Origin of the sequence: Alistipes provencensis (genome assembly GCF_900083545.1) — a bacterium.
GTDB lineage: Bacteria > Bacteroidota > Bacteroidia > Bacteroidales > Rikenellaceae > Alistipes > Alistipes provencensis.
This window is the reverse complement of record NZ_LT559262.1, coordinates 1130395-1155605: the sequence shown is the minus strand read 5'-3', so window position 1 is coordinate 1155605 and position 25211 is coordinate 1130395. Positions and strand designations below refer to the sequence as shown.

At 60.4% G+C, this 25211-nt stretch carries 21 protein-coding genes; 10 read left to right on the top strand and 11 right to left on the bottom strand.

Annotated elements, in window-relative coordinates; all coding sequences use genetic code 11:
* Position 1 precedes the first annotated feature (1 nt).
* Genes BN5935_RS04625 through BN5935_RS04605 form a run of 5 tightly spaced genes read left to right on the top strand, consistent with a single transcriptional unit; the run spans position 2 to position 5821 of the window.
* Positions 2-1459 (top strand): UDP-N-acetylmuramoyl-L-alanyl-D-glutamate--2,6-diaminopimelate ligase, encoded by a 1458-nt coding sequence (locus tag BN5935_RS04625; protein WP_064975079.1) that lies wholly within the window; start codon positions 2-4, stop codon positions 1457-1459.
* A 20-nt stretch (positions 1460-1479) separates the two neighbouring features.
* Entirely contained in the window at positions 1480-2724 is a 1245-nt protein-coding gene (mraY, locus tag BN5935_RS04620; RefSeq protein ID WP_064975078.1) for a phospho-N-acetylmuramoyl-pentapeptide-transferase, read from the top strand.
* Position 2725: 1 nt separating this feature from the next.
* Positions 2726-4075 carry a UDP-N-acetylmuramoyl-L-alanine--D-glutamate ligase gene (gene murD / locus BN5935_RS04615; RefSeq protein ID WP_064975077.1) on the top strand — a complete coding sequence of 450 codons (1350 nt, stop codon included), beginning with the start codon at positions 2726-2728 and terminating at the stop codon, positions 4073-4075.
* 4 nt (positions 4076-4079) lie between these two features.
* Positions 4080-5423: an FtsW/RodA/SpoVE family cell cycle protein gene (locus BN5935_RS04610; protein ID WP_064975076.1), complete on the top strand. Its 1344-nt coding sequence runs from the start codon at positions 4080-4082 to the stop codon at positions 5421-5423.
* A 2-nt stretch (positions 5424-5425) separates the two neighbouring features.
* A complete protein-coding gene (locus BN5935_RS04605) occupies positions 5426-5821 on the top strand; it encodes an RNA-binding S4 domain-containing protein (protein ID WP_064975075.1) in 396 nt (131 codons plus the stop codon).
* Between the two features lie 759 nt (positions 5822-6580).
* Here BN5935_RS04605 and pth read toward each other — a convergent pair.
* The 3 genes from pth to galE form a co-directional block, all read right to left on the bottom strand.
* Complete coding sequence (gene pth / locus BN5935_RS04600) at positions 6581-7144, bottom strand: aminoacyl-tRNA hydrolase (RefSeq protein WP_064975074.1); 564 nt, start codon at positions 7142-7144, stop codon at positions 6581-6583.
* An 8-nt stretch (positions 7145-7152) separates the two neighbouring features.
* A complete protein-coding gene (locus BN5935_RS04595; RefSeq protein ID WP_064975073.1) occupies positions 7153-7728 on the bottom strand; it encodes a 50S ribosomal protein L25 in 576 nt (191 codons plus the stop codon).
* A gap of 123 nt (positions 7729-7851) precedes the next feature.
* Positions 7852-8880, bottom strand: coding sequence for a UDP-glucose 4-epimerase GalE (gene galE / locus BN5935_RS04590; RefSeq protein WP_064975072.1), 1029 nt, complete (start codon positions 8878-8880; stop codon positions 7852-7854).
* A 227-nt stretch (positions 8881-9107) separates the two neighbouring features.
* Between galE and kbl the strand changes: the two genes are divergently transcribed.
* Both kbl and BN5935_RS04580 read left to right on the top strand, forming a co-directional pair.
* Positions 9108-10295, top strand: a complete 1188-nt coding sequence (kbl, locus tag BN5935_RS04585) for a glycine C-acetyltransferase (protein WP_064975071.1) — start codon at positions 9108-9110, stop codon at positions 10293-10295.
* Between the two features lie 8 nt (positions 10296-10303).
* Positions 10304-10777, top strand: coding sequence for an Lrp/AsnC family transcriptional regulator (locus BN5935_RS04580; protein ID WP_010261751.1), 474 nt, complete (start codon positions 10304-10306; stop codon positions 10775-10777).
* 57 nt (positions 10778-10834) lie between these two features.
* Here BN5935_RS04580 and BN5935_RS04575 read toward each other — a convergent pair whose 3' ends face one another.
* The 8 genes from BN5935_RS04575 to BN5935_RS04540 all read right to left on the bottom strand — a co-directional run bounded on the left by BN5935_RS04575 (position 10835) and on the right by BN5935_RS04540 (position 21226).
* Positions 10835-13948 (bottom strand): glycoside hydrolase family 2 TIM barrel-domain containing protein, encoded by a 3114-nt coding sequence (locus tag BN5935_RS04575; protein ID WP_064975070.1) that lies wholly within the window; start codon positions 13946-13948, stop codon positions 10835-10837.
* 98 nt (positions 13949-14046) lie between these two features.
* On the bottom strand, positions 14047-14592 hold the full coding sequence (locus tag BN5935_RS04570; protein ID WP_064975069.1) for a KdsC family phosphatase: 546 nt from the start codon (positions 14590-14592) through the stop codon (positions 14047-14049).
* Positions 14568-15347 (bottom strand): Rossmann-like and DUF2520 domain-containing protein, encoded by a 780-nt coding sequence (locus BN5935_RS04565; protein ID WP_064975068.1) that lies wholly within the window; start codon positions 15345-15347, stop codon positions 14568-14570. Before BN5935_RS04565 ends, BN5935_RS04570 begins: the two co-directional genes overlap by 25 nt.
* A gap of 20 nt (positions 15348-15367) precedes the next feature.
* Positions 15368-16672 carry a YihY/virulence factor BrkB family protein gene (locus BN5935_RS04560; RefSeq protein ID WP_064975067.1) on the bottom strand — a complete coding sequence of 435 codons (1305 nt, stop codon included), beginning with the start codon at positions 16670-16672 and terminating at the stop codon, positions 15368-15370.
* 31 nt (positions 16673-16703) lie between these two features.
* On the bottom strand, positions 16704-17849 hold the full coding sequence (locus BN5935_RS04555) for a THUMP-like domain-containing protein (RefSeq protein WP_064975066.1): 1146 nt from the start codon (positions 17847-17849) through the stop codon (positions 16704-16706).
* Positions 17846-19324 (bottom strand): ComEC/Rec2 family competence protein, encoded by a 1479-nt coding sequence (locus BN5935_RS04550; RefSeq protein ID WP_064975065.1) that lies wholly within the window; start codon positions 19322-19324, stop codon positions 17846-17848. The genes BN5935_RS04555 and BN5935_RS04550 overlap by 4 nt, the downstream gene beginning before the upstream one ends.
* A 28-nt stretch (positions 19325-19352) precedes the next feature.
* Positions 19353-20405 (bottom strand): substrate-binding domain-containing protein, encoded by a 1053-nt coding sequence (locus BN5935_RS04545; RefSeq protein WP_064975064.1) that lies wholly within the window; start codon positions 20403-20405, stop codon positions 19353-19355.
* 44 nt (positions 20406-20449) lie between these two features.
* A complete protein-coding gene (locus BN5935_RS04540; RefSeq protein ID WP_064975063.1) occupies positions 20450-21226 on the bottom strand; it encodes a 6-phosphogluconolactonase in 777 nt (258 codons plus the stop codon).
* Positions 21227-21504: 278 nt separating this feature from the next.
* On the opposite strand from BN5935_RS04540, the gene BN5935_RS04535 reads away from it, so the two are divergent.
* From BN5935_RS04535 to BN5935_RS04525, 3 genes are read left to right on the top strand one after another with little or no spacing between them, the layout of a single operon-like run.
* Positions 21505-22821 (top strand): MFS transporter, encoded by a 1317-nt coding sequence (locus tag BN5935_RS04535; protein ID WP_235821011.1) that lies wholly within the window; start codon positions 21505-21507, stop codon positions 22819-22821.
* Between the two features lie 4 nt (positions 22822-22825).
* Positions 22826-23995 (top strand): N-acetylglucosamine-6-phosphate deacetylase, encoded by a 1170-nt coding sequence (gene nagA / locus BN5935_RS04530; protein WP_064975062.1) that lies wholly within the window; start codon positions 22826-22828, stop codon positions 23993-23995.
* A gap of 4 nt (positions 23996-23999) precedes the next feature.
* Positions 24000-25202 carry a family 20 glycosylhydrolase gene (locus BN5935_RS04525; protein WP_235821136.1) on the top strand — a complete coding sequence of 401 codons (1203 nt, stop codon included), beginning with the start codon at positions 24000-24002 and terminating at the stop codon, positions 25200-25202.
* Positions 25203-25211 lie beyond the last annotated feature (9 nt).

The window sequence follows — 25211 nt, the reverse complement described above, 5'->3', positions numbered from 1 at the left end:
GATGAGAAAATTAACCGATATTCTGAAAAACACACCCGTTCGGGAGGTGCGCGGTGATGCGGACATTGCCGTCGCCGGACTGGTCTACGATTCGCGGGCGGTGAAGCCGGGCGACTGCTTCTTCGCCGTTCCGGGCACGCAGAGCGACGGCCACGACTATATTCCGATGGCGGTTGCGAAAGGAGCCGCCGCGGTGGTCTGCGAACGGATGCCCGAGGAGGCGGCCGCAGGTGTCGCGTATGTCGTGGTCGAAGATTCGGCGGGGGCGATGGCCGACATGGCCGCGGCCTTCTACGGCTTTCCGAGCCGCGAACTGAAACTGGTGGGCATCACCGGGACCAACGGCAAGACCACGACCGTGACGCTGTTGTACGACCTCGTGCGGGCCATGGGCTATAAGGCCGGGCTGATCTCGACGGTGGTCTACAAGATCGACGGCCGCGAGGTCGAGTCTACCCACACGACCCCCGATCCGATCCGCCTGAACGCTATGATGCGCGAGATGGCCGACGCGGGGTGCGAATTCTGCTTCATGGAGTGTTCGTCGCACGCCATCGTGCAGGAACGCACGCGGGGTCTCGACTTTGCGGGCGGCATCTTCTCCAACATCACCCACGACCACCTCGACTACCACAAGACCTTCGCCGAATACATCCGGGCCAAGAAACTCTTCTTCGACCGCCTGCCCAAAGGGGCTTTCGCGCTGACGAACGCCGACGACCGCAACGGCCGCGTGATGGTGCAGAATACGGCGGCTGCGGTGAGCACCTACTCGCTGCGTGCGATGGCCGATTTCCGCTGCAAGATCGTCGAGATGCACCTCGACGGCATGTTGCTGCGCATCGACGGGCAGGAGTTGTGGGTGGGCCTGCTGGGACGGTTCAACGCCTACAACCTGCTGGCGGTCTACGGCGCGGCGGCGCTGCTGGGGCTTGACCGGGGCGAGGTGCTGCGCGTGCTGAGCGTGCTGCACGCCGTGAGCGGCCGTTTCGAGAAGGTCCGCGCGGCGAACGGCACGACGGCCATCGTCGACTATGCCCACACGCCCGATGCACTGGAGAACGTGATCCAGACCATCGAGGAGATACGCACCCCCGAACAGCAGTTGATCGTGGTGTGCGGCTGCGGCGGCGACCGCGACCGGACCAAGCGTCCCGAGATGGCGCAGATTGCCGTGAAATACGCTTCGACGGCGATCTTCACGTCGGACAATCCGCGCCACGAGTCGCCCGAGGCGATCCTCGACGACATGGCCGCGGGGCTCGACCCCGGGGTGCGCTACCTGCGCATCGCCGACCGGGCCGAGGCGATCCGCACGGCCGTGATGCTCTCGCGTCCGGGCGACATCCTGCTCGTGGCGGGCAAGGGCCACGAGACCTACCAGATCGTCGGCGACGTGAAACACCATTTCGACGACCGCGAGGAGGTCCGCAAGGCTTTCGAAACACTGATTAACTAAAAAACAAGCGAAAATAAGACATGCTCTACCATCTTTTCAAGTATCTGGACGAAGCCTATAACCTGCCCGGTTCGGGTATGTTCCAGTATCTCTCGTTCCGTGCCGCGGCGGCCATCATCCTGTCGCTGCTGATCGTCATCATCTTCGGCCGCCGGATCATCGACTTCCTGCGCCGCAAGCAGATCGGCGAGGACATCCGCGACCTCGGGCTTCAGGGCCAACTGCAAAAGAAGGGCACCCCCACGATGGGCGGCGTCATCATCCTCATCGCCATACTGGTCCCGATGCTGCTCGTCGGCAACCTGAACAACGTCTACGTCCAGTTGATGCTGGTTTCGACCGTCTGGCTGGGGCTCATCGGCGGTCTGGACGACTACATCAAGGTCTTCCGCCACCGGAAAGAGGGGTTGAAGGGCCGTTTCAAGATCGTGGGGCAGGTGGGTCTCGGCATCATCGTCGGCACGACGATGTGCGTGTCGTCCGACATCGTCGTCCGCGAGAAGGTCACCCAGCCCGTGCAGACGGTCTACATGGATGCCGACGGCACAGTGGTCGGGAGCGTGCAGCGCAACGTGGTGCTCAGCTCCGAGAGCCTCAAGACCACGCAGACGACCATTCCTTTCGTCAAGAACAACGAGTTCGACTACGGCTGGCTGACGGGCGGCAACGACACCGCCACATGGCTGCTGTATGTGCTGGTGGCGATTTTCGTGGTGACGGCCGTGTCGAACGGGGCCAACCTCACCGACGGCCTCGACGGACTGGCGACGGGCGTCTCGGTGCCGATCGTCGCGGTGCTGGGGGCGCTGGCCTACCTTTCGGGCCATATCGTCTATGCCGACTACCTTAACATCATGTACATCCCCGACAGCGGCGAGCTGGTGGTCTTCGCCGCGGCGCTGGTGGGTGCGCTGGTGGGATTCCTGTGGTACAACTCCTTCCCGGCGCAGATATTCATGGGCGACACCGGGTCGCTGGCCATCGGCGGCATCATCGCCGTCTTTGCGCTCTGCATCCGCAAGGAGCTGCTGCTGCCGCTGCTGTGCGGCGTCTTCCTCGTCGAGAGCTTCTCGGTGATGATGCAGGTCAGCTACTTTAAATACACCAAACGCCGCTACGGCGAGGGGAGGCGCATCCTGCTGATGTCGCCGATCCACCACCACTACCAGAAAAAGGGGATTTTCGAGACCAAGATCGTCCTCCGCTTCTGGATCATTTCGCTGCTGCTGGCGGCCATTACGTTGGTAACGTTGAAGATCAGATAATATGAAACAGATCGTCGTATTGGGCGGCGGCATCAGCGGCTACGGTTCCGCGATCCTCGCCAAAAAGAAGGGGTTCGGGGTCTTTCTCTCCGACGCGGGACGCATCGCCGACCGCTACAAGGCCAAACTGGACGAATGGGAGGTTCCCTACGAGGAGGGCGGCCACAGCGAGGAGCGTATCCTCGCGGCCACGGAGGTCGTGAAATCCCCCGGCATCCCCGACACGGCGCCCATCGTGTGCAAAATCCGCGCGGCGGGCATTCCGGTGATCTCCGAGATGGAGTTCGCGGGCCGCTACATGGGCAAGGCCCGGTGCATCTGCATCACGGGTTCGAACGGCAAGACCACCACCACGTCGCTCATCTACAAGATCATGCGCGACGCGGGGATGAACGTCGCCCTCGGCGGCAACATCGGCGAGAGCTTCGCCTACTCGGTCGCTACGGGGTCGTACGACTGGTATGTGCTGGAGCTGAGTTCGTTCCAGTTGGACGGCATGTATAAGTTCCGGGCGCATATCGGGGTGCTGATGAACATCACGCCCGACCACTTGGACCGCTACGACCACTGTTTCCAGAATTATGTCGACTCGAAAATGCGCATCACGCAGAACATGACCTCGCGCGACTGGTTCGTCTATTCGGGCGACGACGAGGTGATCCGCGAACAGTTGCCGAAGTACGATTTCCGGATGCGCCAGCTGCCGTTCATGGCCCATGCGGCTGTGGCGAGCGGCGCGGGCGATGCGTTCCTGTGCGACGGGAAATTCACGGCGACGGCCGGCAAGGCGTCGGTGGAGATCGACACCGCAAAGTTGCAAATCAAGGGGCTTCACAATGCCTACAACGCTATGGCGGCGGCTTTGGCGACCCTCGCGGCGGGCGTCGCCCCGGCGAAGATCCGCAAGTCGCTCTACGATTTCGCTCCCGTCGAGCACCGGCTCGAACCCGTGGCCGAGAAGGGCGGCGTGCTGTGGATCAACGACTCGAAGGCCACCAACGTCGATTCGGTCTACTATGCGCTGGAGAGCATGACGCGCCCCGTGGTGTGGATCGCCGGCGGCACGGACAAGGGCAACGACTACGAGCCGCTGAAGGCGTTCGCCCGCGCCAAGGTGCATACGCTGGTCTGCATGGGGCTGGACAACGCCAAGCTGGTGAAGGAGTTCACCGGAGTGGTTCCCGAGGTGGTTTCGACCGATTCGCTCGAGGCCGCCATGAAGGCCGCGAAGGCCGCGGCGCGCCCCGGCGACGCGGTGCTGCTGTCGCCCGCCTGCGCGAGCTTCGACCTGTTCAAAAACTACGAGAACCGCGGCGAACTGTTCAAGAACTGGGTAACGGAAAAGGGATAGGACGATGTACCGGGACGAGAGTACGAACGAAGAACGGATGCGGCGCGGCCGCCGGAGCGTGCCCGCGGACGGGGCGTGCGCCGCAGACAGGGCAGCCGATGTCCCGGAGACGGACGAAGGGCACAAATTCCGCGTCTTTACGGGCGACCGGGTGCTGTGGATCATTCTCGTCGCGCTGGCGGTGATCTCGGTGCTGGTGGTCTACTCCTCGACGGCCAAGATGGCCTACGACGCCCATACGGCCCGCACGACGGCGCATTTCCTGCGCCAGCAATTGATCCTGCTGGTCGTCAGCCTCCTCGTCATGTTCGTCGTGCAGCGGATCAACTGCCGTATCTACAACCTCTTGGCCCGTCCTGCCTATTTCCTCTCGGTGGTGCTCACCGTCGCCGTCTATTTCATCGGCGCCACGACCAACGGCGCGGCCCGCTGGATTCCGCTGGGGCCTTTCCAGTTCCAGCCCTCCGAGGCGCTGAAAGTCGCCACAGTGCTCTTTCTGGCCCAGCAACTGGCCGGGCGGCAGTCGAAGATCGACAAGATACGCATCGTGCCGACGTGGAAATTCTGGACGTGGCGCTCGTCGCCCGCCCAGCGGAAAATCTGGCGCGAGGGCACATGGCCGATTCTGATGCCGGTGGTCGTTTCGGCCATGGTGATTTTCCCGGCGCACACGTCGTCGGCGGTGCTGGTGTGTCTGGCGTCGTGGGTGATGATGCTCATCGGGCGTGTGCGCTTCGGCGAACTGATGAAACTCGTGGGATGGGGTGTCGCGGCCATTGTCGTCATCATGACGCTCAACCTCGGGCGCAGCGAGACGGCCGAAGGGCGCGTTTCGACGTGGATTCACCTCTGGACCAAGTCGCAGACCGAAAAGCCCATCGAGCACCTCTCCGACACCGAACGTTCGATGATCGCCATTCACAACGGCGGCATTCTGGGCGAGGGCGCCGGGCAGAGCGCCATGCGCGTGGAGATGATTCACCCCGAGAGCGACTATGCCTATGCCTTCTTCGTCGAAGAGTACGGCATCATTCTGGCAGTCGTGCTGCTGATGCTCTACCTGTGGGTCTTCTTCCGGGGAATCGAGATATTCCGCCGCTGCGGAACGGCCTTTCCGGGGTTGCTGGTGCTGGGGCTGGCGCTGCTGATAACGTGTCAGGCGCTGCTGCACATCATGGTCACGGTGAACCTGATTCCCGAGACGGGGCAGACCCTGCCGCTGATTTCGCGCGGCGGATCGTCGATGCTCTTCACGATGATCGCCTTCGGGATGATCCTGAGCGTCAGCCGCCAGAACGACGAGCAGTCGCACGACCGGCCGAAAAGCGAAACATTGTACGAAAAATAGTTATGGAAGAGATTCGATTGGATAAATACCTTTGGGCGGTGCGGGTGTTCAAGACCCGCAGCGATGCTGCCGACGCTGTCCGTAACAATAAGGTGACGGTCAACGGCGGCTATGCCAAGCCCTCGCGCGAGGTGAAGATCGGCGACGTGATCGCCGTGCGCAAGCAGGCCGTAACCTACTCCTACAAGGTGCTCGACCTGGTGTCGAGCCGCCAGCCGGCCAAGAACGTCCCGGCCTACTGCCTCAACATCACGCCGCAGGAGGAGCTGGACAAGCTCAACGTGCCCCGCGAAACGATCTTCGTCTTCCGCGACCGCGGCACGGGCCGTCCCACCAAGAAGGAACGCCGCGAGCTGGACGGGCTGATGGAGGAGATTTACTATGACGAGGAGGAGTGATGTTTGAGCCGGGGGCGCAGAACTGGTTTCGAAGCTCTGGCAGCTTGCGTCGCCCATAGAGCCCGGCTCTTAGCCGGGGGCGCAGAACTGGTTTCGAAGCTCTGGCAGCTTGCGTCGCCCATAGAACCCGGCTCTTAGCCGGGGGCGCAGGGCTGGTTCCGAAGCTCTGGCAGCTTGCGTCGCCCATAGAACCCGGCTCTTAGCCGGGGGCGCAGGGCTGGTTTCGAAGCTCTGGCAGTTTGCATCGCCCATAGAACCCGGCTCTTAGCCGGGAGAGCCCCGGCAGGAGCGCAACCCTGTCTTTTTCCTGAAGAATTCGGAAGGGAAAAAGAAGGCAACCTGCCGGGCTCTTTATTCAGCGGAATCCGGCAGGACGCAAAAAAGAGAGGCGGCGCCGAATCCTGCATCCTAAGGCTTTTGGCGGGCCCGCAACGACAAGAAAACAGCACACACCCCTCGGGGTGGTACTGTATCTTCGTTGCATAAAATTCGCCAAAATTTTAGGATGCGATACAATGGAAATATGTCAAGAACGCAATAAAGTCGGGGCTTTACGCAGTAAAGGTAGCGAAAAAGCCGGACAATGCAAAAAAAAGATTCGGTTGCGTAGTCTCCGCAGCAGGGCTGAACCGGGGGAAATAGAAAAAGGGCGGCGCCGAATCCTGACATCTGAGGCTTTTGGCGGGCCCTGAACAAGCAGAAAACAACAACCGCCCGAGGGGCGTTATGTGGCAAAAAAGCGGCCCGAAAGCCGCTTTCTTATTTCTTGTTGAAAAAGTTCATCGTCATCGCCGTTCCGACGGTTGCGAACGACCGGATGGCATCGACGAAAACCTTGAGCCGGTCGGGCAGGGCCGCCCGCTCCTCGTCGTTCCACTCCCCGAGCACGTATTCCACCTGATGGCCCCGGGGGAAATCGCCGCCCACGCCGAAGCGCATCCGGGCATACTCCTCCGTGCCGAGCAGTTCGGAGATGTTCTTCAGGCCGTTGTGACCCCCGGCGCTCCCTTTCGGGCGCAGGCGCAGCGTGCCGAACGGCAGCGCGATGTCGTCCGAGACGACCAGCAGGTTCTCCAGCGGAATCTTCTCGGCCTCCATCCAGTAGCGGACGGCTTTGCCCGAGAGGTTCATGTAGGTCGAGGGTTTCAGCAACACCAGCGTCCGGCCTTTGTATTTCGCTTCGGCGATGTCGCCGTAACGGGCCGTCGTAAAAGCAGTGTTGGACGCCTCTGCAAGGGCGTCCAACACGTTGAAACCGATGTTGTGACGGGTTCCGGCGTACTCGGCGCCGATGTTCCCGAGCCCAACAATGAGGTATTTCATACTCCGGCTTATTTCGCGGCGGCATCGGCGGCGCCACGCGATGCGCGGGTCACGCGGACGGCGCAGACGGCGGTCGTTGCCGGGGTCACGAACTTCAGGTTCTCGATATTGAGGTCGCCGACGAAGATGGTCTTGCCGACACCCAGCTCGGTCACGTCTACGACGATCTCGTCGGGCAGGTTCTCGACCAGAGCGCTGACGACCAGCTTGCGGGCCGACAGGGCCAGCTTACCGCCGACCTTCACACCCTCGGCGGTACCCGTCAGGCGTACCGGAATGGCGATCGACACGGGCTTGCCGTCGGCGACGCGGAAGAAATCCAGATGGAGAATCTCCTCGCGGATGGGGTGGAACTGGGCCTCGCGCAGTACGGCCAGCTCTTTCTTGCCTTCGATGTCGAACTCTACGATGTAGGAGTTGGGGGTGTAGATCAGGGGTTTGATCTCGCGGGGATCGACCGAGAAGGTCTCCGTGTCACCGTTGCCGCACAGTACGCAGGGTACCATGCCTTCGCGGCGTACAGCCTTGGCTGCTTTCTTGCCGAAATCGTTGCGCTTTACAGCCTTTACCGAAATGGTTTTCATAATGATTTGTTTGTTTTTAAGTGTGTTACCTTCGGCGGTTCTCAATGCGGCCTCTGCGGACCGCATCCCATTTCCGCCTGCTTTGGGTGCGCAAAGGTAGTGTAAATAATTGGAAATTAAAAATTATTTAATGCCGCGCAGGTGTTTCTCCCAAGCCCAAGCGGCGCGGAGCGTCTCGTCGAGCGTCCGTTCGGCCTTCCAGCCCAGTTCGGTGTTCGCCAGCGTGGGGTCGGCCCAGATGGCGATGATGTCGCCCGCACGGCGCGGTGCGATCTTGTGGCAGACCTTCACGCCGTTGACCTCCTCGAATTTGTGCACCAGTTCCAGCACCGAAACGCCGTTGCCGGTGCCGATGTTGAATATTTCGTAGGGCTGTTTCTCCTTCCCGTCGATCATGCGGCCGATGGCTGCCACATGGGCTTTGGCAAGGTCCACGACGTCGATGTAGTCGCGGATGCACGAGCCGTCGGGCGTCGGATAGTCGTCGCCGAAGATCGAGAGGCACTCGCGCAGTCCGGCGGCGGTCTGCGTGATGAAGGGCACGAGGTTCTGCGGCACGCCGCGCGGCAGTTCGCCGATCAGCGCCGAAGGGTGGGCCCCGATGGGGTTGAAATAGCGCAGGGCGATGCCCTTCATGCCGGGATAGGCGGCGATCGAGTCGCGCAGGATGTCCTCGCACATCTGCTTGGTGTTGCCGTAGGGCGAGGTGGCCGGCTTGCGGGGCGTCTGTTCGGTCACGGGCTGCTTCTCGGGCTCGCCGTAGACGGTGCACGACGACGAGAAGACGATGTTGCTGCGTCCGAATTCACGCATCAGGCCGATGACGTTCATGAACGACGTGAGGTTGTTGCCGTAGTATTCGAGCGGCTTTGCGACCGATTCGCCCACGGCCTTCGACGCCGCGAAATGGATCACCGAGTCGAATTCGTACTGTTCGAAGACCTTGCGGAAGGCCGCGCGGTCGCAGCAGTCGACCTCGACGAAGGGGATGTCGACGCCCGTGATCCGGCGCACGCCTTCGACGGCGTTCAGGTCGCTGTTCGACAGGTTGTCGACGATCACGACGTCATACCCGGCATTGATGAGTTCCACGGTGGTGTGCGAGCCGATGTAGCCGGCACCGCCGCTGACCAATACACACGATTTTTTCATAGGTTGCTGGTTGTTGTTTGAATAGCAAAGATATTAATTTTTTCGGCGGCGGCCAAAAAACGGGCCCGGAAATCGGATGCGGATGCTTTCGGGACGGAACTTGCTAACAAATCGTAACCCGGGGTGTGAAAAAAGCGGACGGAAAGTGGCGGTTTCCGGAAAATTATCGTACATTTGTAACAATTCGATACCTTACGCTCGTAAATTCATCAAAACAATAACGGGATATGTACGGAAAAATCAAAGAGCACCTGCAGCATGAACTCGCCGAAATCGAGTCCGCAGGGCTTTACAAACGGGAACGGGTCATCTGTTCGCCCCAGCGGGCCGAGATCGAGGTTGCAGGTCGGAAGGTTCTGAATTTCTGTGCCAACAATTACCTCGGTCTGTCGGACAACCGGCGGCTCATCGACGCCGCCAAGCGCGCCATGGACGAACGCGGCTTCGGCATGTCGTCCGTGCGCTTCATCTGCGGCTGTCAGGATATCCACAAGGAGCTCGAAAAGGCCATTGCCGACTATTTCGGCACCGAGGACACGATCCTCTACGCCGCCTGTTTCGACGCCAACGGCGGTGTCTTCGAACCGCTCCTGACGGAGCAGGACGCCATCATCTCCGATTCGCTCAACCACGCCTCGATCATCGACGGCGTGCGTCTGTGCAAGGCCGTGCGCTACCGCTACGCCAATGCCGACATGGGCGAACTGGAGGAGTGTCTCCGGAAGGCGCAGGCCCAGCGCTTCCGCATCGTCTGCACCGACGGGGTCTTCTCGATGGACGGCAACGCCGCGCCGCTGGACAAGATCTGCGCACTGGCCGAGAAATACGACGCGCTGGTGATGGTCGACGAGTGCCACTCGGCGGGTGTTCTGGGAAAGACGGGCCGCGGCATCACCGAACTCTACGACCTGCGCGGGCAGGTGGACATCCTGACGGGTACGCTGGGCAAGGCCTTCGGCGGCGCCGTGGGCGGCTTCACGACGGGCCGCAAGGAGATCATCGACCTGCTCCGCCAGCGTTCGCGCCCCTACCTCTTCTCCAACTCGCTGCCCCCTGCCGTGGTCGGCGCCGGGATCGAGCTGTTCAAAATGCTCGGCGAGAGCGACGAACTGCACGACCGGCTGGTCGCCAATGTCGAACATTTCCGCAACGGCATGATGGATGCAGGCTTCGACATCAAGCCCACCCAGTCGGCCATCTGCGCCGTGATGCTCTACGACGCCCCCCTGTCGCAGGAGTTCGCCGCGAAGCTGCAGGACGAAGGGGTCTTCGTCACGGGGTTCTATTATCCCGTGGTGCCGAAGGGACAGGCCCGCATCCGCGTGCAGGTCTCGGCAGGCCATACCACCGAACAGCTCGACCGCTGCATCGCCGCCTTCGTCAAGGTGGGCAAAGCGTTAAACGTCATTAAATAAGTACGACTATGGTAAAAACTTCACTGGACGCGATCGACCGCAAGATTCTCAAATACCTCATCAAGAACGCCCGCATGCCGTTCCTCGAAATCGCCCGCGAATGCGGCATCTCGGGAGCCGCCATCCACCAGCGCATCCGCAAGCTGGACGAGGCCGGGGTGATTCTCGGCAGCCGCCTGATCGTCGATCCCAAGATGATGGGTTTCGACGTCTGCGCCCACATCAGCATCACGCTCAAAGACCCGCAGTTGTTGAAGAAGACCGTCGAGGAGCTGCGCAAGGTCCCCGAGATCGTGGAGTGCCACTTCATCACGGGCAACGGCAACATTCTGGTGAAGCTCTACTGCGTGGACAACGAACACCTCATGCGCACGATCTTCGACGGCATCCTGCGCATTCAGGGCATCGCCACCACCGAGACGAACATCTCGCTGCAGGAGGTTTTCCAGCGCGAGGTGAACATCGATTTCATCGAGGAGTAACTCAGGTTCTCCCCGGATACAGCAGCGGCCGACATGTATGTCGGCCGCTGTTTGTTTTTACCGGACCGGCGTGATCCGGAAGCGGAATTCGTAGTTGCCGTATGGCATGCGGTATTTGCGGATCGGCAGGGCTCCCCACGAGTTGATGCACCCGAGTCCGTACTGCGCCTTATCGATGCAGAGCCAGACGGCATCGTCGGGCTCGATCTCCTGCGAGTGTCCCTGCTTTTTGGCCAGGCCCTCGTCCAACGCCTCCTGCGCATAGTGCAGGGCCGATGCCGAGAAGGGAGCTTCGGCGACGATCTCCACGCCGCGGCCTGCGATGTCGCACTGCCGCCAGCGGCGCACGTCGCTCTTGGTGCCGGTCTCCTGCGGACGGATGTAGGGGTAGAACTGCTCGTCCACGGTCTGCAGGTAGCGGCCTACGAGGGCGCCGTCCTTGCGGTCGGCGTAATTCTCCCACGGGCCGCGGCCGTAGTAGTCTACGCGGTCGTAGGCAGCGGGCATGCGCATCCGCATGCCGAAGCGCATCAGGTCGGGTTCGCCCTTGTCCGCGGCGGCGTGCAGCGTCTGGCGGATCAGTATCTCCCCGGCGTTGTCGATGCGGTATTCGATCTCCAGCCGTCCGGTTACACGTTGGAAGTCATAACGTGCCGTGACGACGGCCACGCCGTCCGACAGCGTGTGGTCGAGCGACAGCAGTTTCAGCCCCGGATCGGCCCACGCGCGGTTCTTTTCGTTGAGTTTCGCTCCGAAGTCGTTGTCGGTCGGTGCCCGCCAGAAGTTGGGCTCCACGACGGCCCCTTCGTCGAGCAGGCGCATGCCATCCGCCTCGTAGCGGGTCACGAGGCCGTCGGCGCGGCGGAAGTCGATGCGTGCGGCGGGACTTTCGACGATCAGGTAGTTGCGGTCGTTGTCGCGGACCGTCAGCGTGCCGATTGAATTGTGACGGTCGGCCATCCGTTCGGCGACGGCGAGCGGTGCGGGTTCGGCCGCACGCAGCGTGAACTGCTGGTAGGCCACGCGGTGATCGGGTGCGAGCAGCGGTTCGGCGTCGCAGAGGCGGTATTCCACATTGAGCAGCAGTTCGCCCCCGGCGGGGAGCTGTGCGGGGTCGTAGGGAAGCACGACGGTCGCGTTCTGCTGCGGGGCGACGCGCAGGTCGGCGACGATACCGCTGCGCACGGGCTCCCCGTCGCGGAGCACCGTCCAGCGCAGGTAGCAGTTGTCGAGCGGACGGAAGAAATTTTCATTGAAAACCGTCAGCGTGCGCCGGTCCGCGCCGAGCGTGGTCCACACCGGCTGCTGCCAGTAGCGGGCCTCGTGCATGTGGGGATTCGGGACACGGTCGGGCGAGATCAGCCCGTTGTCGCAGAAATTCCAGTCCGAGGCGTCGTAGGGGTTCCAGTCGCCGCCGTAGCCGTAGATCATCGCGCCGTTCTTACCCGTCTTGCGCAGCGATTGGTCCACGAAATCCCAGATGAATCCGCCCTGATAATGCGGATATTTGCGGATCAGCTCCCAGTATTCCCGGAATCCGCCCAGCGAATTGCCCATCGCATGGGCGTATTCGCACTGGATCAGCGGCTTTCGGGGATTGTTCCGGAGGTATTTTTCGCACTGTTCATAGTTCCAGTACATCGGACAGACGATGTCGGTGTTGCGGCCTCCGTTGTTGTAGACCGCACGTTCGTAATGGACCGGCCGCGAGGGGTCGTAAGCCTTCACCCAGTCGTAGCAGGCGTCGAAATTGGGGCCGTCGCCCGCCTCGTTGCCCAGCGACCAGATGATGACCGACGGATGGTTGATGTTGCGCCGCACGTTGCGCTGATTGCGTTCCAGATGCGCCCGGGCGAAGGCGGGATTTTTCGCCAGCGTCTTTTCGTCGTAGCCCATGCCGTGCGACTCGATGTTGGCTTCGGCTACGAGGTAGAGCCCGTAGCGGTCGCAGAGCGCATACCAGCGTTCGTCGTCCGGGTAGTGACATGTGCGCACGGCGTTGAAATTGTTCTCCTTGAGGATGCGGATATCCTCGATCATCCGTTTCTCCGAGACGACATAGCCGCCGTCGGGGTCCATTTCGTGGCGGTTGGCGCCTTTGATAAGCACCGGCTGCCCGTTTACGAGCAACTGACCGCCCTCGATCTTCACCTCGCGGAAACCCGCATGCAGGGGGATGACCTCGATTTCCGTGCCGTCGGGGGCTTTCAGCGAGACCTGTACGCCGTAAAGCGCAGGTATTTCGGCACTCCACGGCTGTACTTTCCCGGCATCGAGCGTCAGACGGGCCGTCGTTCCGGCGATCTTCGCCGTTTCGGAAGCCACGGCCCTGCCGTCGGGAGCCGTGAGCGTCACCTCTGCCGTGCAGCCTTTGGCCGCTGCGGGGAGGGCCAGCTCCACGGCGAGTTGGCCGCGGGTGTAGTTCTCCGAGAGGGCCGCGTCGAGCCGCACGTCGGCGATGTGACGCTTTTCGCGGGCATAGAGGTAGCAGGCGCGGCCCACGCCCGAGAGACGGAAGAAATCCTGATCCTCGAGGTAGGTGCCGTCCGACCAGCGGAAGACCTGAAAGGCGATGAGGTTCCTGCCCGGTTTCACGAATCGCGTGATGTCGAATTCGGCCTCCAGCTTGCTGTCCTCGCTGTAACCGACGAAGCGGCCGTTGACCCACAGGTAGATGTTCGAGGTAACGGATCCGAAACGGGCGATGATCTGCTTGTCAGACCATGCGGCCGGGATTTCGATTTCGCGGCGGTAGGAGCCGACGTGGTTTTCGGCCGTGGGCACCTCGGGCGGATTGTTTTCGAATTGTTCGCGCCACGGGTAGCCGATATTGAGGTATTGCGGGTCGCCGTGGCCGTTCAGCTCCCACATGCCCGGAACGGGCATTTCGCCCCATGCCCCGTCGTTGAAGCCGGGCTGGAAAAAGTCCGTGGGACGCTGGTCGGCGTTGCGGACCCACGCGAATTTCCACGTTCCGTCGAGGTTGAGGAAACGCTCGGAGGCAGTCCGGTCGCCCCTCCGGGCGGCGTAGGCGGATTCGTAGGCGAAGAATGCGGCGTGCATCTGCATCCGGTTGATTTCGTTGACCGCAGGGTCGAGCCATTCGTTGCTTTGGGCCCGGAGCCCGGCAGCCGTGCATGCGCACAACAGTGTCAGGAACAGTTTTTTCATCGTTCAGGTTGGATTTACATCAAAGGTAAGCATTTTTCGAAAAACGCCGCAACCTGTTTTGAGGATTGCGGCGTTTTTTTCGGATGAAAATGCATGTTTTACCGTGACGCGGCGAGCGACGAGGGGGTGACTCCCTGCGAGTCGCGGGCCCAGTCGCCGCGGGCCCGGAGCACCTGCTCGACGATGTCGCGCACGGCGCCTTCGCCGCCCCGGAACTCCGAGACATAACGCGACGCCTCGATCACCTCCGCCGCGGCGTCCGACGGGCAGACCGGGATTCCCACCTCGCGCATGCACTCCAGATCGGGGATGTCGTCGCCCATGTAGATCACGTTCTGCGGGTCGAGCCTTTCGTTGGCGAGGTATTCGCGGAGCACCGTGATCTTGTCCATGCAGTCGATGTAGAAATGCCGGATGCCGAGCATCCGGAGGCGGTTTTCGAGCGTCCGCCCGCGGCCTCCCGTGATGATGCAGACCTTATAGCCCATTTTGATCGCATAGGCCAGTGCGTAACCGTCCTTGGCGTTGTAGCGGCGGATGAAATCGCCGTCGGCCGTGGGGATGATGCCCCCGTCGGTCATCACGCCGTCGACGTCGAACACGAACGCCTCGCAGCGCGCTATATCTTCTTTGAAGTTTCCCATATACTTTGACTTATAGTTGAATAGATGTTTTTCAATCGGAGGTCGAACGACAGCAGGTCGCCGTGGCGGGCTTTCGTGGCGAAGTCGTTGCGCACGGCGGGCCCCGTCTGCACGTCGAGCGGCGAGCGGGCGTCGCAGGCTTTGGCCGCGGTCTCGGCGATCAGCGGTTTCAGCACGTCGAAATCCAGCCCGGCGCCGCGCACGATGCGTTCGCCCACGGCATACATGTGGTTGGCGAAATTGCAGGCGAAAACCGCCGCGAGGTGTACCTTGGCCCGCTGTTCGGAGGTGGCCCAGATCACCGTGCCGGAGAGCTGCCGGGCGAAAGCTTCCAGTTCGGGACGCAGCTCGGTCGAGGGGGTTTCGAGAAAGATCGGGATGACCGAAAAATCGACCTCGCGGCCTTTGGTGAAGGTCTGCATCGGGTAGAAAACCGCCCGGCGGGTGAATTTCGGGGGGATGGCCGCGAGGGGTACGCTGCCGGCCGTGTGGGCGACGGCTGCGCCCTCGGGGATGGGGAGCGTCGCGGCGACGTGCTCCACGGCCCGGTCGCTCACGGCGATCAGGTAGATGTCGGCATCCTGTGCGAGCATTTCCGGATGCGTCGCCCAGTCGGTCGCGGCCGCTTCCGCGACGATGCGCGCCCGTTCGGCGTTCCGGGCGAAGATCTGCACGAGTTCGAGGCCGCTTTTCGCGACCGCGCGGGCCAGCGCTTCCGCCAGATTCCCGCTGCCGATGATGACGACGCGTTTCATAGGCTTTTCCGGTTTGGGTATCACAGCAGGTCCACCAGCCGCACGTTCTCCTGCGATCGGCGGGCCGAGTCTTTCAGCATTTCCAGTTCGCGGTCCACGCGGGCGAGTTCGGGCGTCTGCCCGAAGTCGAAGGTGGTCTGTCCCGACCGCTCGACCGCTTCCAGTACGCCGTAGACGGTCATCGACGCGATGTCGTGGGCCGGGGTGAAGGCCATTTCGCGTTCGCCGTCGCCGCTGCGCACGGCGATCAGTTGCCCGGCCTGCACCAGTTGGAACAGCACGTCGTTGACAATGCGCGTGGGCAGGTCGAGCTGCGTGCGGATTTCGTCCGCGGGCATGGCGCCTCCCCGGTCGCGGAAATTCCGGACCACGATGAGCATCACGGCCAGCAGCACCTTGCGGCGCTGGTCGTAGCTGATCAGGAGCGATTCGCGCTCCTCGCCGAAACGGGCTATGTTCTGGTAGGCGAACGACAGCTCGCCGCCGAAGAGGAGTATCTCCCACGAGGTCTGCATCCATATCAGAAACAGCGGCAGGGCCGCGAAACTGCCGTAGATGGCGTTGTACGAGGTCATCCACCGCTGGACGTAGACATAGCCCCACTGGAAGAGCAGGAAGATGGTTCCGGCGACGATACCGGCCATCAGGGCGCTTCCGAAGCGGACCTTGGCGTTGGGGATGATGATGTAGAGGAAGGTGAACATCACCCAGATGACGATCATCGAGGCCAGCCGCGACAGCAGTTCGAAGTACCAACTGTCGTCGAATCCCACCAGCTCCTGGGCGTAGTTGCCTACGGCATTGGCCACGATCCAGAGGATCGGCACGATCATCACCACGGCGATGTAGTCGGTCCACTGGCGGGTGATGCTGCGCGCGACCTTGACCTCCCAGATGTTGTTGAAGGCGCTTTCGATCGACCCGAAGACCCGGATCACGGCCCAGAAGAGCATCACCAGCGCCACGGCGGCCACCACGCCGCCCTGCGTGCGGGCAAGGGCGTTTTCGGCGAAATCGACGATGTAGTCGATGATCTCGGGGTTCTGGGGGAAGAGGGCATAGAGGTTTTCCGTGAGGCCGTCGGCCAGTCCGAATCCCTTGACGATGGCGAAGACCACGGCGACGATCGGCACCAGCGACATCAGGGTGTAGAACGTGAGCGCCGCCGAGCGGACGATGGTCCCGTGTTCGAGTAGTCCCCGCGCCGTGTAGAACAGCAGGCGGTACTGCTGCACGAGCCACCGCACGACGGGGTTGCGCCATTCGTTCACGTCGCGCCGGAAGATCGTGTCGGTAAAATATGTCAGGAATTCGCTGAGTTTCATATAGAGGCCGTTGGCAATCAGGCAAATGTAGTTATTTTAAGCGGATAACCCAAAAATCGTTCCCGATTTTCGTGAAGGCCAGCCGCAGTTCCGCTCCCGGGTGCAGCCCGAGGCGGCGCATCAGTTCCTCGGCCGCCAGCGGGAAATCGCGCTTGAGTACCTCCGCGCCGCGGCCCTTCAGCTCGCGTTTCAGCCGTTTGGGGTCGTAAGGCTCGATGCCCTCGATTGGGAAGACCTTTCCGATCACCCCCTGCGGCTCTTCGGCGGCGAATCCGTAGCCGTTTTCGCTCCAGACGGCGGCCTTTCCCGCCAGATGCAACCGGGCCAGCCGGGCCTTCTGCAAAGCCACGTCGGGTGCCACGAGCCAGTGGTAATGTGCCGGGTCGAACGGCCCCGGGTCGGGCGCCGTTTCGCCGGGCCGGGCCGAAAACGATCCGCGCCCGAGGGCCGTGGCGGTGACGAGCGGTCCCGTGCCGTCGGCGTAAACGAGCACCTCCTTGCATTCATCGCCGAGCGAAAGCACCTCCACGCGGCTGTCGGGAAAGAGCCTGAGGGCCTCGCCGACGTCGAACAGCGGGGAGTTCTTGATGCACAGACGCCCCGAAATCCGGTCAAGGAGCGGTTTCAGGGCGATGATGTCGGGCGAACAATCCTCCAGCCGCACCAGTTTGCGGCCCTCGGCCGAGCGGCGGTCGGGATCGGCGTATATCCAGTCGAAATGCAGGCCGTTGCGTCGGAGATACTCCTCGGCGGAGGTGTTCACGACCTCGATGTTCGTCGCGCCCAGTCTCGAAAAATTTTCGGCGGCCGCGCGGGCCAATATGTCGTTGCGCTCAAGCGTCACCACGCGGCGGAAACGGCGGCTGAGGAAAAACGCATCGACGCCCAGTCCGCAGGTGAGGTCCAGCGCCGTGTCGCCTTCGAGACTCTTGTGGGCGGCGCAGGCTTCGCTCGACGCCTGTTCGAAGGCCAGCGGGGGCAGGATGCACTGCGCCGCGGCATACGACGGGAGTTTCTGCGCGGCGCGTGCGAGGTATTTGACCTGCGTGGCGACCAGCCGCGCATGGGGAATCCGGCGGTCCTTCGCCACCTCGAACGGGTCGCGGCCGCGTGCGGCGGCAATGGCACGTTGTACCTCGCCGGTCAGCAGGAGTGTGTATTCTTCGGACGTTATCACGTCCGCAAAGGTACGCTTTTTTTCGGTTCGGCGCTCCACGCGGCGGCGGTTGCGAGGGCGAAAACGAGGTATATGACCGCCGTCTGCCAGCCCCCGAGGGTGTAATCCGCCGCGCCGCCCGGCAGCGAGGCGGTCAGCCGGGCCAGCGCGTTGATCCATCCGGCCGCCGTGCCCGTCACGAACCCGAACGCCGGGGCGAGGAATCCGACCGGCGCGAGCATCCACAGCGCCCCGCCGAAGACCACGACCCCCGCCAGCGCGATGGCCAGCGGATTGACGACGATTCCCGCCAGCGGTACGATGCCGAAGGTGTGGGAGACGAGCGGCGCCGTGGCGACGGTCGCAATCAGCCCGATCAGGTAGGCGTCTATGACGATGTTCAGGGCCTTCCATCGGGTGCGGCAGCGGCGGCAGAGCGGCACGCCCCACGCGAGGATGCCTGCCACGGCGAGGAACGAGAGCTGAAAGCTGATGTCCCCGAACCAGTTGGGGTTCCACAACAGCATCCCGAACGCCGCCGCCGCGAGGGCGTTCATCCCGACGTACTCCGAAGCCGATGCCAGCGCCGCCTGCAGGACGGTGCACATCACGGCGGCCCGCACGGCGCTCGGCGGAAATCCCGCCGCCGCGACGAAGAGCCACACGGCCCCCGCCGCCAGCAGGTTTTTCAGCAGGTGTCCCCGGCGCAGCAGCGGCAGCCACCACAGTGCGGCGTTGATTAACACGAATACGATTCCTGTGTGGAGTCCCGACACGGCCAGCAGGTGCGACAGTCCGCTGCGCGAATAGACCGTGCGCAGTTCGGGGGTGATGCCCCGCCGTTCGCCCGCTGCCATGGCCTCGACGACGGCCTCGGCCTCGGGTTTCATCGGCAGCCGGGCGAGGCGTTCGACGGCGGTGCGGTGCAATCCGGCGTGTTGCTGTGGCAGGCGTTCGAGGATCGTTCGCTCCGAGACCCACAGCGTTCCGGCATAACCCCGCCGCTGCATCAGACGGCGGTAGCTCTCAGCCCCGCCCCGGAAAGGCCGCACCGTACCCCGGCAGCGGAGGCGTTCGCCGGGCCGCAGGTCGGTGAGCGAGTCGACGTAGAGCCGGACCCGCGCGTCGGAGGGGTACCAATGCCCGTCCGCGGGGTCGCGCCACGCCGCTACCGAGGCGTCGGCCGAGACATAACGGCCCCGGTCGGCAGGAAATCCTTCAATGGTGATTTCGTAAACGGTTTCGATTCCCCGCGGCACGGGGGGCGAGGGCGCCCGGAGCTGTGCCGCGGCGAATCCCGCCGTGAGGAGCATTCCCACGGCCGCCGCCTGCGAACGGAACAGCAGCGCCACGACCCCCGACAACACGAAAGCCCCTGCGAGAAACCACAGGGGCAGTTCGTACCGGCCGGCCAGCGCAATCCCGGCCGCGAACGGCACGAGGAGTTTCAGTACGGGCATGCGGTCGAGCCGTTCGTATAGTCGGGATATTTTCATTGATTTCCCGGGTATATCGACGAAATTGTCAAAGCAACGAGTCGATGTTCTCGCGGATCATGATCTCGATGGGCGTGTGTTTGATGATCTGCTCGTGCTGACCGTAAAGGATGTATTCCAATACATATTTGATACTCTGATATCCTTGCAGGTCGGGGCGTTCCGACAACAGGAACGACAAATAACCTTTTTTCAGATATTCGATGTTCTTCTGCGTTACGCCGCAGCCTATTACCTTAACGCCGGTGATGCCGTGATGCTCCAGATAGCTGGCGAAGATATACGAACGGGAGTTGAAGAGCACGGCGCCGCCGATGTTGTTTTCCCCGGAGAAGAGCCGGTCGAACTCTTTCCAGCTCTGCTCGACGTCTTGGGTATAATAGTTGGCGTAAAGAAACCTGTTTTTGCTCGATACGGTATCGAAATATTCGAAGAATCCGGCCTTGCGCACGACCGTCTGCAACGAACTTTCGTTCCCTGAACGCACGGCATGCAGGATGGCGATGTCTTTCTCCTCGCCGATCACGTCCGAAAGGAGTTTGGCCTCGATGTATCCGAGCATGCGTGAATCGGGTCCGAAGAACGCCCGTTGGTTGCACGACGGGATAAGCGTGTCGATGAAGATATAAGGGGTTCCCTGTTCGTCGAGTTTGCGAGAGAAAAGCACGGTTTCCTCACGGAAGGTCGGACCGATGATCATGGCGTCGCAGGCGTATTCCAATGCCTGACTGTAAGCCGTGCGGCAGGAATAGAGATCGAACTGGTCGTAATAGAAAATCTTTGTTTCGGTGCGTATTTTCGAAAAGTCGTAGAGCGCCTGATGGATACCCTTTTCGATCTGTTCCCAATATTCACCCTGCTGATGGCTGGGAAGGACGATCGCAAGGGTGATTTTGCGTTTGACGCCGATGGATGAAACGAGCAGATTGGGGCGGTAGAGTATCTTTTCGAGCACCTGTTCCACCTTTTTCCTGCTTTTTTCCGAAACGTCGCCCCGGTTGTGCAGCACCCGATCGACCGTACCGACCGATACGCCGGCCATCGCGGCGATATCCTTGATCTTATAATTTTTGCGGTCCATAGGGCGAAAGTACGAAAATATTTTCGATTGGTAATGGATTCCACTCAGATTCTCAGCAACGAAGCCGCTCCTTCGTCGAGGAAAAGCGCCGCGTCGTCGTGGGTACGGAGGATCGAAGCCGGACATTTTTCCGAAATGGGGCCGTAAAGCGCGTCATGTACGGCTTTTGCTTTGCGGTCGAGCGGTACGATGCCCACTACGCAGCGGCATGACATCAGCGCTGGGATGGTCAGCGTCATTGCCTGATGCGGGACAAGCGAGATGTCGGTGAATTCACCGTCATGGACCTGCTGTTGACGGCACGGTTCATCGAGCGTGGTGACCTTTACCGTTTCGGGGTCATCGAAGCGCGCCTCGTGTGGATCGTTGAAGGCGATGTGCCCGTTTTCTCCGATTCCGAGCGATACGATGTCCAGCGGGGCGCGTCGGAGCAGTTCGCTGTAGCGGATGCACTCCTGCTGCCCGTTTCCGGTGTCGGAATTCATCAGATACACCTTGCGAAAAGGTATCCGGTCGAAAATTGCCCGGGAGAGAAATGTGCCGAAACGCTGCGGCGCATCGGCCGGCAATCCGATGTATTCGTCCATGTGGAATGCCTCGGTCCGGTCGAACCCTGCATGCTTGGCGCTTACAAGCCCTGCCAGAAATTCATCCTGCGAGTGTGCGGCCGCGAATACGGCCCGGGCTGCGGGTTGACCGGCGAGGATGGCCTCCAATCGCTGCAGGTAGTGCGCAGAGGCTGCCAGTCCCATCTGTTGGCGGGTTTTGTAGATTAATACATGCAATTTATCGACGTAGAATTCTTTTATCAGTCCATCCATAATTCTTAAATATTAATCAGAATGCGGTTCATTCCGTGTTCGAGCACAAAATTATGGATTTTACTTCGTTTTCCCAAATAAAATCAAATTATTTTCATATATTGCTTATTATCAATATAATAATAGCGCATTATTTTTGCAGATGATTTTTTTATTGTGCATTTTTTAACTTAAATGTTGTCGGATATAATTTTTTTACTACCTTTACGACTGGATAATCCGTGTTCGAACACGAAATGAAGCGAAAAACTCTGTAAACTGACCGAACTGCGTACGATATGGACTCCCGACGACAATATTATGCTTCCATGGCGATCATGGGGACGCTTTTCTTCTTTTTCGGAATGATCTCTTGGGTCAATTCTGTATTGATACCTTATTTTAAGGTAACGTGTGAATTGTCGTTGGCGCAGGCCTATTTGGTAGGTTTTGTTTTCTACATCGCCTATCTGGTTATGGCTATTCCTTCGTCGATGATGCTTGATGCGGTCGGTTACAAACGGGGAATCAGCTATGGGTTGTTTGTGATGGCTCTCGGTGCCTTGTGCTTTGTCCCTGCTGCATTGACTCGTTGTTATGCGCTGTTTCTTGCAGGGCTGTTCCTGCTCGGGATCGGGTTGGCTGTTTTGCAGACGGCCGGCAATCCGTTCGTGACGGTGATCGGGCCAATGGAGTCGGCGGCCAAACGGATGAGCGTTATGGGCGTATGTAACAAACTGGCCGGGATCATTGCTCCGTTAGTGCTGGGTTATGTGATTATCCGTCCGGGGGATGCTGCGCTTTTCGAACAGGCAGAATCAGGGATGGATACCATCGGAGGGCTGCCTCGTGAGATGGTACTTGACGAAATGGTACGTCGCGTGATCGTTCCTTATCTGATTTTGGCTGTCGTATTGATTGGTTTTGGACTGTATGTCCGTCGTTCGCCGCTGCCTGACATTGCGGGCGGAGCGAAAGCCGTTGAAACGGAAGACGGCGCCCGTCGAAGCATCTTCAGCTACCCTTATCTGGTGCTCGGAGTCGTGGCGATGGTGTGCCATCTCGGCACGCAGGCACTTTGTATCAATACGCTGGTTACGTCATCCGTGTCGCTCGGGACTGATATCGCTCAGGCCAAGCTGTTGCCGCCGATGATCCTGTTTTCCACTTTCATCGGTTTTGCATTGGGTACGGTGCTTATTCCGCGCGTCGTTTCGCAGCTTACGGCATTGCGGATCGCGTCGTTGCTGAACTTGATCGCGTCGGTGGCGGTGCTGTGCGTCAGCGGACGGATTTCGCTTTTCGGGGTGGAGGTGCACAGTGCGATGTGGATTTTGATTCTGATGGGTATCCCCAACGCTTTTCTTTATTCGGGTATCTGGCCGCTGGCGATCCGCAAACTGGGACGCCATACGAGCCTCGGCTCTGCGTGGCTGGTCATGGCATTGGCCTCGAGCGGCGTTTTCCCGCTTTTCTATGCCGGTGAGGCGACCCGCCTGAACGATGCTCAGTCGGCTTACTGGCTGATGATTCCCTGTTTCGTTTTCCTTTTGTATTATGCACTGCGGGGATATAAACTTGAATGTTGGAACCGCCACAGCGCGGAAAAAAGATAAGACAATGAAGCAAGCGATTGTAAACGGGCGGATTATCGGTCCTACGACGGCAGAACGGGGCTATGTGGAATGGAGCGATGGTGTGATCACGGCTGTCGGTGAGGGTGAATACAAGGGAGATGCCGGGTTGGTCACCGATGCCGGTGGTGAATGGGTGTCTCCCGGGTTTATCGACATTCATACTCACGGCGCTGGCGGCTACGATTTTATGGACTGCACGATCGAAGCTTACTTAGGTTCTGCGGAGATGTCGGCGCGCCATGGTGCCACAACGATCTTTCCGACGACATTGGCCAGTACGAACGAGAATCTGTTCGAGACGTTCGAGGTGTTCCGCCGCGCGCTGCCTCTCAATACGAAAGGTGCGAACATGCCGGGGTTGCACCTCGAGGGACCCTATTTCGCCTACAACCAGCGTGGAGCACAGGACCCGCGCTATCTGCGCAATCCCCGTCCCGAGGAATACGATGCAATCCTTGCCGCCAGCGACGATATTTGGCGTATGTCGCTGGCTCCTGAACTCGACGGGGCGCTTGAATTGGGCCGGGTATTGCGCTCAAAGGGGATTCTGGCGTCGATCGCCCATTCCGATGCGCTGTTCGAGGAGGCGGTCGAAGCGTTCCACAATGGTTATACGCATGTGACACACCTTTATTCCTGTACCTCGTCGGTTGTCCGTCGCAATGCTTTTCGCTATGCAGGAGTTGTCGAGGCCGCCTATTGGCTCGATGACATGACGGTCGAGATCATTACGGACGGCGTACACTTGCCCAAGAGCCTGCTTCAACTGGTCTATAAGCTTAAAGGGGCTGACCGGACAGTGCTTATCACCGATTCGATGCGTGCCGCCGGTATGCCTGAAGGCCGGTATGTGCTCGGTGCCCGGGATTCCGGTATGGAGGTCGTGGTTGAAGACGGGGTAGCCAAATTGACCGACCGAAGCGCTTTTGCCGGGAGTGTGGCGACGGCGGACCGTTGTGTAAGAACTATGCACCGTCTTGCCGAAGTTTCGGTCCCCGAGGCGGTAAAGATGATGACGGCGACTCCGGCGCGCGTGATGCATATCGACGGGCGGAAAGGCTCGCTCGCAACAGGAAAAGATGCCGATATCCTGATTTTCAACGATGATATCGGAATTCAGCGTGTCGTAATAGGTGGCGAAACCCGTTTTTAGCGTGATGAAACCAATGCGTATCTTAGCTGTTCTGCTATTATTTGGCTGTGTCCTTACGGCAACCGCCGCCGGGGAGGGAATTTCCCCCCCCCGGTCGGATGATTCGGTTTTTGTAAACCGTTCTGTGCTCGATAACGGTTTTCCTGTTCGGGCATTCTCTATTGCTCTTCCTTCTGTAAAACAGGCCGATGCGTTTCTCGATTTCGTAGAGAACGATCTGATTCCTGCAGGGATCAATACACTGGTAATCCGGGTGAATTGGGCTTACGATTTTGAATCGCGTCCTGAATTGGCCGATCCCGATGGATGGAACCGCTCTCTGGCGGAGCGTTTGTCTGCATTGTGTCGTGAGAAGGGGGTGACACTTGTGCCGTTGATCAATTTGCTGGGTCATCAGTCGTGGCACGGTACAGCCGGCAGGTTGTTGCAGGTTTATCCGCAATTCGATGAGAAACCTCATGTAAAACTTCCGGAAAACTATGTTTGGCCCAATCCGGACCGTCTTTATTGTAAGAGTTACTGCCCGAACCATCCCGAAGTGCATGCCGTCGTGTTCGACTGCGTGGACGAAGTCGTGGAGGCTTTCGGCGCGACGGATTTCCATGCCGGACTTGACGAAGTGTTCGATCTGGCCGATCCGAATTGTCCGCGCTGCGGCGGGCTGGACCCCGCGGAAGTCTTCGCCGGGGAGGTAAACCGGATTGCCGGCCATCTGCGTCGGAAGGGGGTGCGCCTTTGGATGTGGGCCGACCGGCTGATCGACGGACGGCGCGATGCGAGCGGTTACGGCGAGTGGTCGGCCAGTATCGGCAACACCCATCGTGCGATCGACCGGATCGACCGGAGTGTTATGATGTGCGATTGGCATTACCGCGATGCGGAGCAGTCGGCCGTCTATTTCGCCATCAAGGGATTCGATGTCATCACCTGCGGCTGGGAGCGTCCCGATATTACGCGGATGCAGCTCGATGACATGCTCCGCTTCCGCAGGCACTCTTCAAAATATATGTCGGCGCGTTTCAAGGGGTACATGCAGACCGTATGGTCGGGCTTCGGATTGTTTTTGGACGAATACCGCAACGGTTCGGAGAAGGAGTTCTGCGCGGCAGGGAATTACCGCTTCTTTAAATCCTATCTCCGGCAGTTTTCCGAGAACGGAGGTACTTCGCAAATTGTGAAAGAGGATATCCCCGTATTCGGACAGTGATAGAAGAAA